At 62.8% G+C, this 14,920-nt stretch carries 16 protein-coding genes and 1 riboswitch; of the genes, 8 read left to right on the plus strand and 8 right to left on the minus strand.

Annotated elements, in window-relative coordinates; translation table 11 throughout:
- A partial coding sequence (gene gloB, locus EN990_RS10355) for a hydroxyacylglutathione hydrolase (protein WP_127388296.1) occupies positions 1 to 603 on the minus strand: 603 nt, incomplete at its 3' end.
- A 137-nt stretch (positions 604 to 740) separates the two neighbouring features.
- Here gloB and EN990_RS10360 point away from each other — a divergent pair.
- From EN990_RS10360 to EN990_RS10370, 3 genes are all read left to right on the plus strand, one after another.
- Positions 741 to 1,523, plus strand: a complete 783-nt coding sequence (locus EN990_RS10360) for a methyltransferase domain-containing protein (protein ID WP_013529379.1) — start codon at positions 741 to 743, stop codon at positions 1,521 to 1,523.
- A gap of 132 nt (positions 1,524 to 1,655) precedes the next feature.
- A complete protein-coding gene (locus EN990_RS10365) occupies positions 1,656 to 3,482 on the plus strand; it encodes an ABC transporter ATP-binding protein/permease (protein ID WP_024503747.1) in 1,827 nt (608 codons plus the stop codon).
- A gap of 83 nt (positions 3,483 to 3,565) precedes the next feature.
- A complete protein-coding gene (locus EN990_RS10370) occupies positions 3,566 to 4,369 on the plus strand; it encodes a DUF1194 domain-containing protein (protein WP_063169101.1) in 804 nt (267 codons plus the stop codon).
- 71 nt (positions 4,370 to 4,440) lie between these two features.
- On the opposite strand, the gene EN990_RS10375 is transcribed toward EN990_RS10370, so the two are convergent.
- Positions 4,441 to 5,373 carry a glycosyltransferase family 2 protein gene (locus EN990_RS10375; protein ID WP_013529382.1) on the minus strand — a complete coding sequence of 311 codons (933 nt, stop codon included), beginning with the start codon at positions 5,371 to 5,373 and terminating at the stop codon, positions 4,441 to 4,443.
- 369 nt (positions 5,374 to 5,742) lie between these two features.
- On the opposite strand from EN990_RS10375, the gene EN990_RS10380 reads away from it, so the two are divergent.
- The gene (locus tag EN990_RS10380) at positions 5,743 to 6,093 is read left to right on the plus strand and encodes a DUF1330 domain-containing protein (RefSeq protein ID WP_013529383.1); all 351 of its coding nucleotides are present in this window, start codon (positions 5,743 to 5,745) and stop codon (positions 6,091 to 6,093) included.
- 30 nt (positions 6,094 to 6,123) lie between these two features.
- Here EN990_RS10380 and EN990_RS10385 read toward each other — a convergent pair whose 3' ends face one another.
- The 4 genes from EN990_RS10385 to EN990_RS10395 form a co-directional block, all read right to left on the minus strand.
- Complete coding sequence (locus EN990_RS10385) at positions 6,124 to 6,660, minus strand: hypothetical protein (RefSeq protein ID WP_245461066.1); 537 nt, start codon at positions 6,658 to 6,660, stop codon at positions 6,124 to 6,126.
- On the minus strand, positions 6,657 to 6,836 hold the full coding sequence (locus EN990_RS36085; protein WP_245461067.1) for a hypothetical protein: 180 nt from the start codon (positions 6,834 to 6,836) through the stop codon (positions 6,657 to 6,659). The genes EN990_RS10385 and EN990_RS36085 overlap by 4 nt, the downstream gene beginning before the upstream one ends.
- Positions 6,837 to 6,995: 159 nt before the next feature.
- Positions 6,996 to 7,610, minus strand: a complete 615-nt coding sequence (metW, locus tag EN990_RS10390; protein ID WP_013529385.1) for a methionine biosynthesis protein MetW — start codon at positions 7,608 to 7,610, stop codon at positions 6,996 to 6,998.
- Positions 7,611 to 7,668: 58 nt separating this feature from the next.
- The gene (locus EN990_RS10395) at positions 7,669 to 8,838 is read right to left on the minus strand and encodes a homoserine O-acetyltransferase (RefSeq protein ID WP_013529386.1); all 1,170 of its coding nucleotides are present in this window, start codon (positions 8,836 to 8,838) and stop codon (positions 7,669 to 7,671) included.
- Positions 8,839 to 8,952: 114 nt separating this feature from the next.
- Positions 8,953 to 9,030, minus strand: a riboswitch (SAM riboswitch).
- A gap of 137 nt (positions 9,031 to 9,167) precedes the next feature.
- On the opposite strand from EN990_RS10395, the gene hisC reads away from it, so the two are divergent.
- Entirely contained in the window at positions 9,168 to 10,277 is a 1,110-nt protein-coding gene (hisC, locus tag EN990_RS10400) for a histidinol-phosphate transaminase (protein WP_127369429.1), read from the plus strand.
- 5 nt (positions 10,278 to 10,282) lie between these two features.
- Entirely contained in the window at positions 10,283 to 11,218 is a 936-nt protein-coding gene (locus tag EN990_RS10405; RefSeq protein WP_206519224.1) for a prephenate/arogenate dehydrogenase family protein, read from the plus strand.
- A gap of 7 nt (positions 11,219 to 11,225) precedes the next feature.
- On the opposite strand, the gene EN990_RS10410 is transcribed toward EN990_RS10405, so the two are convergent.
- Together EN990_RS10410 and EN990_RS10415 are read right to left on the minus strand one after the other, a co-directional pair.
- Positions 11,226 to 12,149, minus strand: a complete 924-nt coding sequence (locus EN990_RS10410; RefSeq protein ID WP_024503754.1) for a sugar kinase — start codon at positions 12,147 to 12,149, stop codon at positions 11,226 to 11,228.
- A 7-nt stretch (positions 12,150 to 12,156) separates the two neighbouring features.
- On the minus strand, positions 12,157 to 13,155 hold the full coding sequence (locus tag EN990_RS10415; protein ID WP_127369426.1) for a DUF2125 domain-containing protein: 999 nt from the start codon (positions 13,153 to 13,155) through the stop codon (positions 12,157 to 12,159).
- 142 nt (positions 13,156 to 13,297) lie between these two features.
- Here EN990_RS10415 and EN990_RS10420 point away from each other — a divergent pair, with 142 nt between their 5' ends.
- Together EN990_RS10420 and EN990_RS10425 are read left to right on the plus strand one after the other, a co-directional pair.
- Positions 13,298 to 13,819, plus strand: coding sequence for a gamma-glutamylcyclotransferase (locus EN990_RS10420; protein ID WP_024503756.1), 522 nt, complete (start codon positions 13,298 to 13,300; stop codon positions 13,817 to 13,819).
- 120 nt (positions 13,820 to 13,939) lie between these two features.
- Positions 13,940 to 14,887: an aldo/keto reductase gene (locus EN990_RS10425; protein ID WP_127385273.1), complete on the plus strand. Its 948-nt coding sequence runs from the start codon at positions 13,940 to 13,942 to the stop codon at positions 14,885 to 14,887.
- The last annotated feature ends 33 nt before the right edge of the window (positions 14,888 to 14,920 follow it).

Below are 14,920 nucleotides of genomic sequence, written 5' to 3' on the forward strand. Positions count from 1 at the left end.
CAGCTTTTCGATCCTGGCGGCGCGTTCCTTCAATGCTGAATTGGACGGGTCGACGGTCAGCGCGAAACGGGCGTTGGAGAGCGTGTATTCGTGGCCGCAATAGATGGCCGTTTCAGCTGGAAGTGCAGCCAGCTTCTTCAGCGAATCATACATTACCGGCGGCTTGCATTCGAACAGCCGCCCACAACCCAGCGCAAACAGCGTGTCGGCGGTGAACGCCACGCTCGAGGCCGGCAAATAATAGGAAACGTGGCCGGCAGTGTGGCCGGGGGTGGCGATGACTTCGATCCTTTCATCGCCAAGATGGAGAACCGAGCCGTCTTCGACGGTCTCGTCGATGCCGGGGATCTTGGCCTTTTCGGCCTCCGGGCCGACGATACGCAGCTTGAAGCGCTCCTTCAGCGCCAGATTGGCCTCAACGTGATCCATGTGATGATGTGTGGTCAGGATCATCGTCGGCGTCCAGCCGGTGCGCTTTATCGCGGCCAAGATTGGCGCTTCCTCGGGCGCATCGATGATCGCGGTCTGGCCGCTTTTGGGGTCATGCACCAGCACGCCGAAATTGTCGCTGCGGCACATGAACTGTTCGATTTCGACCGGCATCATATCTCTCCGTTATGGCCGCAGACATAGGGCGCTTGCGGGTCGATGTCATCCCGGATGTCGAATGACATTCCCGGAATGTCGGGTCGTCGCGGCCTTTTGTTGAAACCTGGCGACATCACGGCTACATCCCTGCCATGCATTCCGACATCGTCGATCTTCGCTCGTTCTATTCGACAACGCTCGGCCGGTTCGCCGAGCGTTCGATCACCATGGCGTTGTCGTCGATATGGGCGGCCGTTCCCAACGAGCGGCTGGTTGGTCTGGGCTACACCTTGCCGTGGCTGGAGCGGTTCGGCAGCGACGCCGAGCGGGTCTTCGCCTTCATGCCGGCAACGCAAGGCGCGGTGGTGTGGCCGGCGACGGGGCCGACGGCGACGGCACTGGTCTTCGACGAGGAACTGCCGCTGGTCGATTCCTGCATCGACCGCATGCTGCTCGTCCATTCGCTCGAACATGTCGAGAACCCGCGTGAGACGCTGAACGAGATCTGGCGCGTGCTGTCGCCGGCCGGCCGGGTGGTCATCGTCGTGCCCAACCGGCGTGGTGTCTGGGCGCGCTTCGAGCACACCCCATTCGGCAACGGCCGGCCTTTTTCGCGCGGCCAGCTTACGGAATTGCTGCGCGAGGCCAATTTCACGCCCGCAGCCTGGTCCGATGCGCTGTTCTTTCCGCCATCGCGGCGCCGTTTCATGATGCGCTTCCACAATGTACTGGAGCGCGCCGGCCGGCGGCTGTGGCCGATCTTTTCCGGGGTCATCGTGGTCGAGGCGCAGAAGCGGCTCTATCAAGGCGTGCCGGTGGCGCAGCGCGCATCGCGCCGCGTCTTCGTGCCGGTGCTGTCGCCGCATGGCGCCACCCGGCTTGGCCGTCACAAAGCGGATGCCAAGCCCTTGGCTGCGCGGGTGACGGCTTCGTGATCGCGGCAAGCGTGCCTGACGTCGTTTCCCTGCCTATCTGTCGCAAGCAGACCGACAGCCCATCCGGCAGCCCATACGAACGCCTGTCAAGTTTCTCCATCCGGTTGCAGCACTGACGCAAGGACCTCGGCCATGGCTGATCAACCGGACAATGCCGCCGCCGTTCAGCCGGTTGCCGTGGCGGTCGAGGCCAGCAGCCTGCACGATCAGGTGATGACGATCCGGCGGGCGCTTGCGGGATCGCCGGTTCGCAGATGGTTGCTGTGGACATCGGTCGGCATCATGGCCGTGATCATCGCAACGTCGATCGGCCAGGTTCTGCTCAACCGCTGGAACCAGCCTTTCTACGATGCGCTTGCCCGCCGCGACATGGCGGCCTTTTTGCACCAGCTCCTCGTCTTCGCGGCCATAGCCGGGGGACTTCTGGTGCTCAATATCGGCCAGACCTGGCTCAACCAGATGATCAGGCTCAAGCTGCGCGAGGCGCTGACGCTGGATCTGATCGATCAATGGATGCGGCCGGCGCGCGCCTTCCGGCTGGCCAATGCCGGCGCCATCGGCGTCAATCCCGACCAGCGCATGCAGCAGGACGCCGCGCATCTGTCCGATCTGTCAACCGATCTCGGCGTCGGCCTGCTGCAGTCGTGCATCCTGCTCGTGTCCTTCGTCGGCGTGCTGTGGGAGCTGTCCTCGGGCTTCGTGTTCCACATCGGCGGGACCTCGCTGGCCATACCTGGCTATATGGTCTGGGCCGCCATCCTTTACGCCGGCATCGCCTCCTGGCTGAGTTGGCTGGTCGGGCGGCCGCTCATCCGCCTGAACAGCGACCGCTATACACGCGAAGCCGAGCTGCGCTCCTCGATGGTGCGCGTCAACGAGAATGTCGATGCCATTGCGTTGTATCATGGCGAGGCCGACGCCAGGCGGCGGCTCGAACTCGATCTCGGCACGGTGCTCGGCGCCATGCGGCGCATCTACACCGCCCAGATCAACCTGTCCTGGGTGACCGACACCTATGGCTGGATCACCGTCGTGGCGCCCATACTGGTTGCTTCGCCCGTCTATTTCTCAGGTGATATCAGCTTTGGCGGGCTGATGATGGCGGTCGGCGCATTCAACCAGGTCCACTCCTCCTTGCGCTGGTTCATCAACAACATCGGCAGCATTGCCGATTGGCGCGCCACGCTGATGCGCGTGGCCGATTTCCGCATCGCGCTCGATGAAACCGATGCGCTGCACGACACCGAAAAGCGCATCGCCTTCGGCCAAAACGTCAGTGGCAGCCTGACTTTCGAGAAGCTCGAAGTGGCCTCGCCGGAGGGCTGCACCAGGCTCGCCGACCCGCATGTCGAAATCCGCCCCGGCGAGCGCGTCATGATCACCGGCGATCCCGGTGCGGGCAAGACGCTGTTCTTTCGTGCCATTGCCGGCCTGTGGCCATGGGGAAGCGGCCGGATCGGCCTGCCGGCGGGAGAAACCCCCATATTCGTGCCGCGCGTGCCTTATTTTCCGGTCGGCACATTGCGCGAAGTCCTCGATCACCCGAACGGCCCCGCGCCGGCGGACGATGCCGACATTTCGGCGGTGCTGGCCGAGGTCGGTCTGGGACGGCTATCCTCATCGCTCGACCGCGCCGGGCGTTGGGACCATGAGTTGGGCGATGACGAACAGCGCTCGCTGGCCTTCGCCAGGCTCGCGTTGCGGCAGCCGAAATGGGTGATCATCGACGAGGCGCTGGATGCATTCGACGGCCCATCGCTAAGACGCGTGCTGTCGATGCTCGAGAAGCGTTTGCCGGCGACAGCGATCCTCAACATCGGGCGCGGCCAGCACAACAACCACTTCTTCCCGCGCGCGTTGACGATCGTCAAGGATTCCGGTGCGCCAGCGCTGAAGCCCGCCCGCGTCAGAGCCGGCGCGATCGAACCGCCGCCAGTCGCCGCCCGCCGCAAGAAATGAGCTGATATCCGGACGGGGAAGCAAAGCTTTATTTTGCCGTGATCGCGAGGGAAGCTCTTCGGGAGAACAACCTGGTGACGGCCATGCTTGATGCTCTGCGCCTGCTTGCCTGTCTTGCCTGCGCCCAGGCTGCTCCCGCCGCCTCGCCGCGGGATGCGCTCGCCGTCGACGTCGAGCTGGTGCTGGCAGTCGACATCTCGCTGTCGATGGACGAGAAGGAGTTCGCGCTGCAGCGCGCCGGTTATGTCGAGGCGCTGCGGCATCCCGACTTCATCAAGGCTGTTCGCGCCGGCGCCACGGGCCGCATAGCGCTGACCTATTTCGAGTGGGCCGGCACGGTGCGCGACGACGCGGTCATCGGCTGGCAGATCATCGATAGTGCCGAGAGCGCCAACAGCTTTGCCGACGAGGTCGCGGCGCGCCCGTTCCGCAGCTTTCGCGGCACTTCGATTTCCGGCGCGCTGGCCTTCGGTGCCGAGCTTTTCGACCGCACGTCTTTCCAGGGCGAACGTAGCGTCATCGACATTTCGGGCGACGGACCGAACAATATCGGGCCGCCAGTCACCGCGACGCGTGATGCGGCGACTGCCAAAGGCATCGTCGTCAACGGCCTGCCGATCCTGATCAGCCCGTCGCCCACCTTCAGCCATCTCGACCAGTATTACGCGCAGTGCGTGACCGGCGGGCCCGGTTCCTTCGTGCTGCCCATCTATGCCGCCGCGGAGTTTTCGACAGCCATCCGGCGCAAGCTGATCCTCGAAGTGAGCGGCATTCGGGACAAGGCGAGAATCACCCCCGTCGACGCGGCCAAGCCGATAGACTGCCTGCAGGGCGAACGGGACAGGCGGTTTTTATCGGATCCGTATTTTCCCGAACTTGACCGCTGAGCTCTCGATAGTGCGGTTCACGCAATCCGGAGGGAAAACCGTTCCACGATTTTCCTGGAGTTGCTCTGGGTTCAGGCGAGCCGGGCGCCACATTGGTTGCGAAACTCGTTGGAGAGATCGCGGCGCCAGCGTCGGCCATGGACATAGCCTTGCATCAATTCCGGCAGCGAGTAGCCAAGCGCTTTCGACGATCGGTTGGCCATATAGCCCTGGAATGCCTCCGGTATCCTGCCTCGCAGGATATCGGCGATGAGCTGCCGCGAGATCATGTAAGGCGGAATGTGCGGGTAGGCGTGGGCAATATGAGGATGTTTGCCCATCAGGTTCGCATAGGCCTCGACATAGCCGTCACGGCGGCCGGAAATCGAGTTCTCCGAATTGTATTTCGTCCAGTCGAGGTCCTCGGACAGTTGCGCACCGAAGCGCCGGGCAAGGCGCAGCAGCAATTCGCGATCCTGCATGCGGGTGATGTCGCTGTCGTAGCCGCCGATGGCCAGCAAGGCTTCACGGCGAGCAGTGATCGCGGAGCCGGCGATGAAGATGGTCTGCCCAACCAGCGTCCGCTCAAGCATTGCGGGGCTCACGAATGCCTCTGGGTTGGCGCAGTTTGTGATGCGATTGCCCTTCAGGGACACGAACGAACTGATCAGCACTTGCAGTGCAGGATTTTCATCGAACCAGGTCAGGGTTCGTTCAAGCCGGTGCGGCAAGTAGATGTCGTCGGAATCGAGGAACGTCACCAACGGTGCCCGCGCCCGCTCGATGCCGGCATTCCTGGCGGCGTTGGCGCCTCGCCATTTCGCCCCGACATAGATCAGCCGCGGGTCCTGGATGCGGGCCAGCGCCGCTTCGGTCCCATCGGTCGAACCATCGTCGACGACAATGTGCTCAAACCTCGACATGCTCTGGGAGAATACGCTTTCCACGGCGCGCAACACTGTTTCGCGTCGGTTGTGGGTCGGCGTAATGACCGTGATGAGAGGTACTGGATCGATCCCGGCCATGTCTGTCAGCTGTTTCCTGCGCAGGGTTGCGCGTCTGTCCAGGACTTTTCGATTTTCAGAACGGTCGAATGGATTGGACTTCCCTTTCTCTACACCACATCACAGTCGGCGCGACGCTATAAAAAACGACTGCCCCTGTCACCCACCGTGCCGGTACTCAATCCAGGCGAGACAACGAATCCCCGCTCTTAGCGTTCCAATTGCAACAGCACCGCCGCACATAGCATTACGAATCACCGTGGAAGCAACCCATCATGACAGATAGCATACATCCCATTACCTCAGACGTAATCGCTTAGCGCTCGGCCTTTGGTCAGATTGCCCATGCAGAGGCCGGCAACTCGGCTTCGATGACAAGGGAGTTCAGTCATGGCCGCTTACGCCGTCGCCCATATGCGCCAAGCCACAATGGGTCCGCAGATCGTCGAATATCTGCATAGGATAGATGCCACGCTGGAACCTTTCGGCGGCCGTTTTCTGGTCCATGGCGGCGATGTGGAGGTGATCGAGAACGACTGGCCTGGCCATCTGATCATCATAGAATTTCCCGACAGGCAGCATGTGCATGGCTGGTACAATTCGCCGGCCTACCAAGCGATACTGGCGCTGCGCACGGACAATTCGGAGGCCGATGTGGTGTTCGTCGACGGCGTCGAACATCCGCACAAGGCCACGGATGTTCTGGAGCAATCGCCGGATCAAGGATCAATTGGACGCTGAACTGCGGTTCAAGGAATGGCGGTACAGCGTCTAGCTATGCCCAACATAGTCTGGCACCGTTTCGATTTTGTCGCGAACCATGCCAGTTGCGAAACTGAACTGGCCCCAAAACGCCAAACCATAAAATGCCTGACCGACAATCAGAGAAAAGGGAACCTGCCAAAGCGGCATCCCGGTTTCCCGGGCATGGCCTACGATCCGTCGTGTCGTGCGCCATGACATGGTGAGCCACCGGCTGAAGGACTTGACTATCCGTCGCGTGCGGCTCGGCGAATTGAGCGCAACGAACTTCCGGTCGGCGTCGCGACCTGTAACCAGGGCGCGCCAGTAAAAGAACCGCCAGCCCCGCGGCGAATAGTGATAAACGCGTGCGTTGACATTATGAATTTTGTGGCCTTCCCGCAGCAGTTCGCGCATCAGCAAAGTGCAGGAAACCTTGAAGCCGTTATGTTTTGGAAAAGGGTGGCTGAGGATCCACTCGCGTCGAAACGCTACATTGTTGGCGTTGATCGCTCGCTTCGAGGCAAATCGACCGTCTCCACGGGCCATCGGGAAAAACCAGATCAACGCAAAGGTTCTTGAAAAGAAGTCGTCGTATGAAAGGTATGCGCTGAACCGGTTGCTGAAACCGATGAGATTTCCCGAGCCAAGGCCTTCATCCCAACGCCGATCTCGTCCCAGTCGATCGACTTTGCATTCTCCATTTCGACGACGAGTGAATAAGTTGCGCGTTCTTCGACCATTTTTGCCCCCCCGAGCCGTCAGTGTGGCTATAGCCGCACTAGCCCGCTGTCAAACAGTCGACGCCATTTACACTGGTTCGCGATCGTCATACAGGGCGACTTTGCTCGGCGGCAAACACACTGTTGCTTGGCGAGTCGGGTCTTTGATCGGTGCGGAAATTACCGTTTCAGCAAGAACACTGCCTGCTGGCCGAAGAAATTCCAGAACCACCACGGCATCGACAGGCCGATCTTCTGGCCGGCGGCGTCGAGGGCGGTTGCCTTCTCGACTGTCGCGCCGAGTTCGTCGCACAGATTGACGAAATCGCGGATGGTGCAGAAGTGGATGTTGGGCGTGTCGTACCAGGAATAGGGCAGGTCCTTGGTCACCGGCATGCGGCCGTTGAGGAACAGCGACAGGCGCACACGCCAATGGCCGAAATTGGGGAAGGAGACGATGGCGCGGTTGCCGATCCTGAGCAGTTCGTCGAGCACCAGCTTGGGGTTGCGGGTGGCCTGCAGCGTCTGCGACAGGACGACGAAGTCAAAGCCCTTGTCGGGATAGAATTCGAGATCCTTGTCGGCATCGCCCTGGATGACCGAGAGGCCGCGCGCCACACATTCGTTGACGCCGCGCTGCGACAGCTCGAGTCCGCGGCCGTCGACCTGCTTGGTGTCCTGCAGCAGTTCGAGCAGCGAGCCGTCGCCCGAGCCGACATCGAGCACGCGCGACTGTGGCGGGATGAGGTTGGCGACGACTTCGAGGTCGACGCGCTGGTCGCGGTTGACGCTCATGGCTTCGCCTCCCGCCTGGCGCATGATCCCGATCCGAAAAGCCTGCAATTTTTCCGGGTCATGCGCTGAGCCCTCTCGCCCGGGCGGCCGAGCCGATGAAGCCGTTAATGGCGGCAAACAGTTCCGGCTCGTCGAGCAGGAATGCGTCGTGGCCACGGTCGGTCTCGATCTCGACGAAGGATACCGATGCGCCGGCGGCGTTGAGCGCATGCACGATCGAGCGGCTCTCCTCGGTCGGGAACAGCCAATCCGAGGTGAACGACACCAAGCAGAAGCGGGTTTTCGTGCCGGCGAAGGCATCGGCCAACCGGCCGCCATGGTCTGCGGCGAGGTCGAAATAGTCCATCGACCGCGTCATGTAGAGGTAGGAATTGGCGTCGAAGCGATCGACGAAGGTCATGCCCTGGTGCCGAAGATAGCTTTCGATCTGGAAGTCGGCGTCGAAGCCGAAGGTCAGCGCTTCGCGATCCTGCAGATTGCGGCCGAACTTGCGGTGCAGGGCGGCTTCCGACAGGTAAGTGATGTGGGCGGCCATGCGCGCTACCGCCAGGCCCTTTTCCGGGCGTTTGCCGTGCTCGAAATATTTGCCGCCATGCCAGTCCGGATCGGCCATGACAGCCTGCCGGCCAACCTCATGAAAGGCGATGTTCTGCGAGGAATGGCGCGCGCCGGTGGCGATCGGCAGTGCCGAGAAGACGCGCTCCGGATAGCTCGACGCCCATTCCAGCACCTGCATGCCGCCCATCGAGCCGCCGAGCACGCAAAACAGTTTCTCGATGCCGAAATGGTCGATCAGCATCTGCTGCGCCCGCACCATGTCGCGGATGGTGATGATCGGCAGGTCAAGCCCATAGGGCTTGCCGGTGGCGGGATTGGTCGAGGCCGGGCCGGTGGACCCAAGGCAACCGCCGATGACGTTGGAGCAGATGACGAAGAAACGATTGGTGTCGATGATCTTGCCGGGCCCGATCAGCACTTCCCACCAGCCTGGCTTGCCGGTCACCGGATTGGTGCTGGCGACGTGCTGGTCTCCGGTCAGCGCATGGCAGACGAGGATGGCGTTGGAGCGGGCATCGTTCAGCGTGCCGTAGGTCTGGTAGGCGATCTGGAACGGTGACAGCAGCGTACCGGCGTCCAGCTTGAGCGGCTTGTCGGATCCAAAACGCAAAACCGGGCTCGACGGTTGGTCGACCTCGTTGTTGGTTTTGCGGGCACGCAGAACGGCCATGACATCCATCTCACACTTTGAGCCCACGCATCGCACTCGTCGAAAGTCGATGCCGATACGGGTGTCCGGCCGGCGCGGACAACAAAAAACCGGCATTGCGGTCGCAAAGCCGGTTACAGGATGCAAACGGCCCTTTAGCAAGTTGTTTAACGTGGCTGCAAGCCGACCGGCCAAATCACCACGGAAGTTCGCTCCCCTTCTAGGGCTGTGGCGCGCCGGCGTCAACGGCCTGCCTTGGGCGGGAGGCTGTCGCCTCTCGACATTGCAGGCCACGGCTTGTATTTCCGCTGCGGCTTCCCTCAGGAAGCGTTCTCGACGGATTTTGCGACATGAGCCAGACACCGGACCAGGCACGTCCAACCCCGCGCGCGGGCATCATGGACATAGACGCCTATGTGCCGGGCAAGAGCACGGCGCCTGCCGGCGTCGCCAAGGTCCACAAGCTGTCCTCCAACGAGAACCCGCTCGGGCCCTCGCCGAAGGCGATCGAAGCCGCGCGCGAGATTGCCGGAAAGCTTGACGTCTATCCAGATGGCACCGCCAGGCGGCTGCGCGAAGCGATCGCCGAGGTGCATGGCCTCAACCCGCAGAACATCATCTGCTCCAACGGCTCCGACGAAATCCTCGGCCTGCTGGCGCAGACCTATCTGGCGCCCGGCGACGAGGCCGTCATCACCGAGCACGCCTTCATGGTCTACAAGATCTACATCCAGTCGGCGGGCGCCGTTCCGGTGACGATCAAGGAAACAGACGAGCGCGCCGATATCGACGCCATCCTGGCCGCCGTCACGCCGCTCACCAAGATCGTGTTCCTCGCCAATCCCAACAATCCGACCGGCACCTATGTGCCATTCCAGGAGGTGCGGCGTCTGCATGCCGCACTGCCGAAGAACGTGCTTCTGGTGCTCGACGCGGCCTATGCCGAATATGTTCGCCGCAACGACTATGAGGCCGGCATCGAACTGGTCGGCAGCGCAGAGAACGTGGTGATGACCCGGACCTTCTCCAAGATCGGCCTTGGCGGGGCGCGGATCGGCTGGATGTATGCGCCGATGCACATCGTCGACGCCATCAACCGCGTGCGCGGCCCCTTCAACGTCAATGCGACGGCGATCGAGGCCGGCATCGCCGCCATTCGCGATCGCGCCCATGTCGAGCGCAGCGTGGCGCACAACGAGACCTGGCTGGCCTGGCTGAGTGAGGAATTCACAAAGCTTGGGTTGCGGGTGACGCCCAGCGTCGGCAATTTCATCCTCATTCATTTTCCCGAGGACCAGAAACATTCGGCGGCGGCGGCGGACGACTATCTGACGGCGCGCGGCTATATATTGCGGCGCGTTTCGGGCTATGGCTTTCCCAATGCGCTGCGCATGACCGTCGGCACCGAAGAGGCCAATCGCGGCGTTGTCGCCGCTCTCACGACATTCCTGAAAAGCTAGAAACCATGACATCACCGATGTTTGAAAAGATCGCGCTGGTCGGCATCGGCCTGATCGGCTCGTCGCTGGCCCGCGTCATCCGCCGCGAGGGCCTCGCCCGCCACGTATCCATCTCGACCCGCAGTGCGGCGACGCTGGCACGGGCCGAGGAGCTTGGGCTGGGCGATAGCTATAGCACCGATGCGAGAGAAGCTGTCCGCGATGCCGACCTGGTCATCATTTCGGTGCCGGTTGGATCGTCCGGCGCGGTTGCCGAGGAAATCGCGCCGGCGCTGAAGCCGGGCGCGATCCTCACCGATGTCGGCTCGACCAAGGCGTCTGTCATTGCGCAAGTGCAGCCTTATGTGCCTGAAGGTGTCCATTTCATTCCCGGCCACCCGCTGGCGGGCACAGAAAAATCCGGCCCCGACGCCGGTTTCGCCGACCTGTTCGACAATCGCTGGTGCATCTTCACGCCGCTGCCCGACACCGACCCGGACGCGTTGGAGAGGCTGTCGGAGTTCTGGCGGCGCTGCGGCGCCAACATCGACACGATGGATCCCCAGCATCACGATATGACGCTGGCCATCGTCTCGCATCTGCCGCACATCATCGCCTACAACATCGTCGGCACCGCCGATGATCTGCAGTCAGTGACCAAATCCGAAGTGATCAAATATTCGGCTTCCGGCTTCCGCGACTTCACCCGCCTTGCCGCCTCCGACCCGACCATGTGGCGGGATGTCTGTCTGCACAACAAGGACGCCATCCTCGAAATGCTGGCGCGGTTCTCGGAAGATCTGGCGTCGCTGCAGCGCGCAATCCGCTGGGGCGACGGCGAAAAACTCTTCGACCTGTTCACCCGCACCCGCGCCGTGCGCCGCTCGATCATCGAAGCCGGCCAGGACATCGACGTTCCCGATTTCGGCCGTCAGGCGGTCGAGCACCCCGCGAAGGGCTAGGTCTGTCTCAGGCAGGCCAGGTCTGCGCAACCATGGCCAGCGTCTCGGCTCGGTTCGGCGCCCCAAGCCTGCCGCCGAAGCGCAGGCATTTGAGCGCCGCGGCCGCACTGGCAAACCGCAAAGCCTGCTCGACCGGCATGGCTTCCGCCAGCCCGACGGCGAAGGCGCCGTGAAAGACATCGCCGGCGGCGAGCGTGTCGACCGCCTTGATTTTCGGCGCCGCGACATGGCGCACGCAGCCAGCGCGACGGTCGTGCCACCAACTGCCCGCCGCGCCGCCTGTCACTGCGACAAAAGCGTCGGTGCGGCTGGCGAGATCGGCGCAAGCCGTTTCCGGATCGAGCGCCTGGCCGCAGACGATGCGCGCTGCCGGCTCCGAAGCGATGATGTGCGTAGCGAGCGGCAACAACTGCTCAAGGACCTCCAGCGGCGCGGTGTCGGCATCGAGGATCGCCGGACGGCTGATGGCGCGCGCCGCCTTCAGGGCGAGTGCCGCCGCACCCGGCCAGCGGACATCTACCAGAACGGCATCGAATGCCATGAGGTCGGCGACCGGCAGGACATCGGGATCGGCCTGGGCAAGCCTGTCATAGAACGGCACGATGATGCGCTCGCCATGCGCGTCGACCAGGATCGAGGCCAGCGCCGAGCGGGCACCTCTGACGCGCCGCACGAAGGTGCAATCGACGCCTTCGGCCTCTATGCCGGCGATGAGCTGGTCGGCGACGGCATCGTCGCCGGCACTCGCCCACAGCGATACTTCGGCGCCCAGGCGATGGGCAGCGCAGGCGGCGCTGGTGGCCATGCCCGAGGCGATCTGGACGCCGTCGGAGGCCATGAACTTGCCCTGATGTATGGGCAGCGTCTCGACGCGCAGGATGGTGTCCAGCGTCAATGCGCCAACGCTCAGCAGCTTCACCGGTTTTGCCATGGCTGAGCTATTCGACCGGCTTGATCTTGCCCAGCGGAATGAAGCCGAGCGAGGCCTTGCCCCTGACCACCTTCAGCGGCATGGACGGTTCGTTGCCGAGCACCGCCAGGGCAGAAAAACCCTGCTCGATCTGGCTTTTCTGCTCGGGTATGGCGGTGCCGAGGATGGCCGCCACCGCCTTCGGGTCCTTCAACCTGATCATCAGGTCGGCGTTGACCAGGCCCTCGGCATCGACCGAGAGCGGTCCCGAAACGGTGATGCGCGCCGTCCCCGACGACAGGTCAAGGTTGCGGATTTCGATCGCCTGGCCACGAAGGCTCTTCACCTGCGTGCCGATCAGTGCGACGCCGTTCTTCAATGTCACGTCGCCGCTGGCATCGAGCGCCGGAAGCACGCGCCCTCCAATTGCGTCGGGGTCGACCTCGAGATCGCCGAAACTGCCGAGATAGTCGATATCCTCGCCGTTGGGCTGCAACTGACCTGATGCCTTGCCGGCACTGAACAGTTGCACCGGATCGGTATCGTCGGCCGGATCGGTCTGGCCGGAAAGGCCCTCTGCCTCCAGCGAAATCCGCCGCGGCAGCGGCCACCACAATTTGAAATTGGCCTGCAGATTGTCCCAGTCGATCCACAGCGGCACCATGTCGGGAACGGAGGTCCTGAGCGGGCCGCGCAGATTGGCAACCGGCGACAGAGGCTGGATGATCTGGGCGGCTGCGTTGAAACTGCCGGCCGAGGCCGCAATGTTCTTGGCATCGTCCTCATAGGCGAGGTTGTCGCAGGAGACGGTAAAGCTCAAGGGATAGCCGCTGACCTGGAGATTGGCGCAGCCGGCCTCGACGCCATTCTTGTTGAGCGTGGCAACCGCCTTGTCGGCCTCGCTCCTGACGCGGTCAGCCAGATAGAACCAGCCGCCGCTGTAGAGGGCGAACAGCACGACGATGAATGCTGCAAGCCAGATCAGGCGGCGACGTTTGTTCGGCTGGCGTTCGTCACTTGACGTCATGCTTTGGCTCTCGTTAACGCATGGGTATTGCGGACGGGTAGTCGATTCCGCCAGGTGGACAGACGAATAGTTAGACGGGACGGGCGGAAAAAACACCGGTCCGGGTGCGGTGTTGGCATCTTTTGCAATCAGGCGCGGCGATATGGGCGATTTTTGGGTGTTTGGCTATGGCTCGCTGATCTGGCGGCCGGGATTCGCGCATGTCGAAACACAGCGTGCCCGCCTGCATGGCTACCGGCGCTCGCTATGCGTCTATTCCTTCGTGCATCGCGGCACGCGCGAGCGGCCGGGGCTGGTGCTCGGCCTCGATCGTGGCGGGTCCTGCGTCGGCCTCGCATTCCGCGTCCCCGGCGACTTGCGCGACGAGGTTATGGCCTATCTGCGCGAGCGCGAGCTGGTCACCAATGTCTATCTGGAGCGTCTGCTCAAGGTTCGCCTCGACGGCGGCGGTACGGTCGACGCGGTGGTTTACATTGTCGACCGCCAGCACGAGCAATATGCCGGAGCGCTCGACGCTGCAGATGCGGCGGCCGTGGTGCGCGGTGCGGTCGGCCAGTCCGGCAACAACGAGGACTATGTGCTGAGCACCCTGGAGCATCTCGAGGCGCTGGGCATTCGCGACCATTGGCTGGAAGAGGTGGCGCGGCAGGTCGCGCCTTTGTGAAGCTGGCTCTGCGGAAAAAGGCCACCAGGCCTTTGACCTCGTTCAGGCAAGACCTAGGTTAGGCTCCAACCCTCAGCCCGCGGGCGCCATTTGCCCGCCCAATCATCCCGGAGATACGCCTTGCAGAAACGTCGTCTCGGTCGCACCGACTTGTCCATCGCGCCGCTGGTTCTGGGCGGCAACGTCTTCGGCTGGACTGCCGACGAGAAAACCTCGTTCGACCTGCTCGACCGCTTCGTCGGCGCCGGCCTCAACGCCATCGATACGGCGGACGCCTATTCGCGCTGGGTTCCAGGCCACAAGGGCGGCGAATCGGAAACCATCATCGGTAAATGGATGAAAGACCGTGGCAATCGCGACAAGGTCGTGGTGATCACCAAGGTCGGTTCGGATATGGGACAGGGGCACAAGGACCTGTCCGCCGCCTACATCGAAAAGGCCGTCGACGCATCGTTGAAGCGGCTGCAGACCGAATTCATCGATCTCTATCTGTCGCATTGGCCGGATCCTGCGACGCCCTATGAGGAAACGCTTGGCGCCTACGAGAAGCTGCTCGCCAAGGGCAAGATTCGCTATGCCGGGTGCTCTAACCTCGACGCCGGCCAGTTGCGTGCGGCACTCGATGTGGCGAGCCTGCGCAGTCTGCCGCGCTACGAGGTGCTGCAGCCGGAATACAATCTCTACGATCGCTCATCCTTTGACGGGCCGTTGCGCGATCTGTGCGTGGCCGAGGACATCGGCGTCATCACCTATTTCAGCCTGGCCAAAGGTTTCCTCAGCGGCAAATACCGCAGCGAGGCCGATCTCGGCCAAAGCCCGCGTGGCGGCGGCGTGAAGGACTATCTCAATGGGCGCGGCATGCGCATCCTTGCGGCACTCGACGCGGTGTCATCAAGGCATTCGGCCAAGCAGGCGGAAGTCGCGCTTGCCTGGGTGATCGCTCGGCCGGGCGTCACCGCGCCGATCGCCAGCGCCACCAAGCCCGAGCAGATGGACAGCCTGATCAAGGCGGCGTCGCTGAAGCTGAGCGCCGCCGACATGGCCGAACTCGACAAAGCGAGCGACTGAAGTTTCGGCGGCCGCTCCTCGCACGAACGTCCA

It is taken from the genome of Mesorhizobium sp. M7A.F.Ca.US.005.03.1.1 (assembly GCF_003997975.1).
Classification (GTDB): Bacteria; Pseudomonadota; Alphaproteobacteria; order Rhizobiales; family Rhizobiaceae; genus Mesorhizobium; species Mesorhizobium ciceri.

Coding starts and splice junctions, on each gene's coding strand:
- EN990_RS10360 (WP_013529379.1), top strand. CDS start 741: ATGCATTCCGACATCGTCGATCTTCGCTCGTTCTATTCGACAACGCTC.
- EN990_RS10365 (WP_024503747.1), top strand. CDS start 1,656: ATGGCTGATCAACCGGACAATGCCGCCGCCGTTCAGCCGGTTGCCGTG.
- EN990_RS10370 (WP_063169101.1), top strand. CDS start 3,566: ATGCTTGATGCTCTGCGCCTGCTTGCCTGTCTTGCCTGCGCCCAGGCT.
- EN990_RS10375 (WP_013529382.1), bottom strand. CDS start 5,373: ATGGCCGGGATCGATCCAGTACCTCTCATCACGGTCATTACGCCGACC.
- EN990_RS10380 (WP_013529383.1), top strand. CDS start 5,743: ATGGCCGCTTACGCCGTCGCCCATATGCGCCAAGCCACAATGGGTCCG.
- EN990_RS36085 (WP_245461067.1), bottom strand. CDS start 6,836: ATGGTCGAAGAACGCGCAACTTATTCACTCGTCGTCGAAATGGAGAAT.
- metW (WP_013529385.1), bottom strand. CDS start 7,610: ATGAGCGTCAACCGCGACCAGCGCGTCGACCTCGAAGTCGTCGCCAAC.
- EN990_RS10395 (WP_013529386.1), bottom strand. CDS start 8,838: ATGGCCGTTCTGCGTGCCCGCAAAACCAACAACGAGGTCGACCAACCG.
- hisC (WP_127369429.1), top strand. CDS start 9,168: ATGAGCCAGACACCGGACCAGGCACGTCCAACCCCGCGCGCGGGCATC.
- EN990_RS10405 (WP_206519224.1), top strand. CDS start 10,283: ATGACATCACCGATGTTTGAAAAGATCGCGCTGGTCGGCATCGGCCTG.
- EN990_RS10410 (WP_024503754.1), bottom strand. CDS start 12,149: ATGGCAAAACCGGTGAAGCTGCTGAGCGTTGGCGCATTGACGCTGGAC.
- EN990_RS10415 (WP_127369426.1), bottom strand. CDS start 13,155: ATGACGTCAAGTGACGAACGCCAGCCGAACAAACGTCGCCGCCTGATC.
- EN990_RS10420 (WP_024503756.1), top strand. CDS start 13,298: ATGGGCGATTTTTGGGTGTTTGGCTATGGCTCGCTGATCTGGCGGCCG.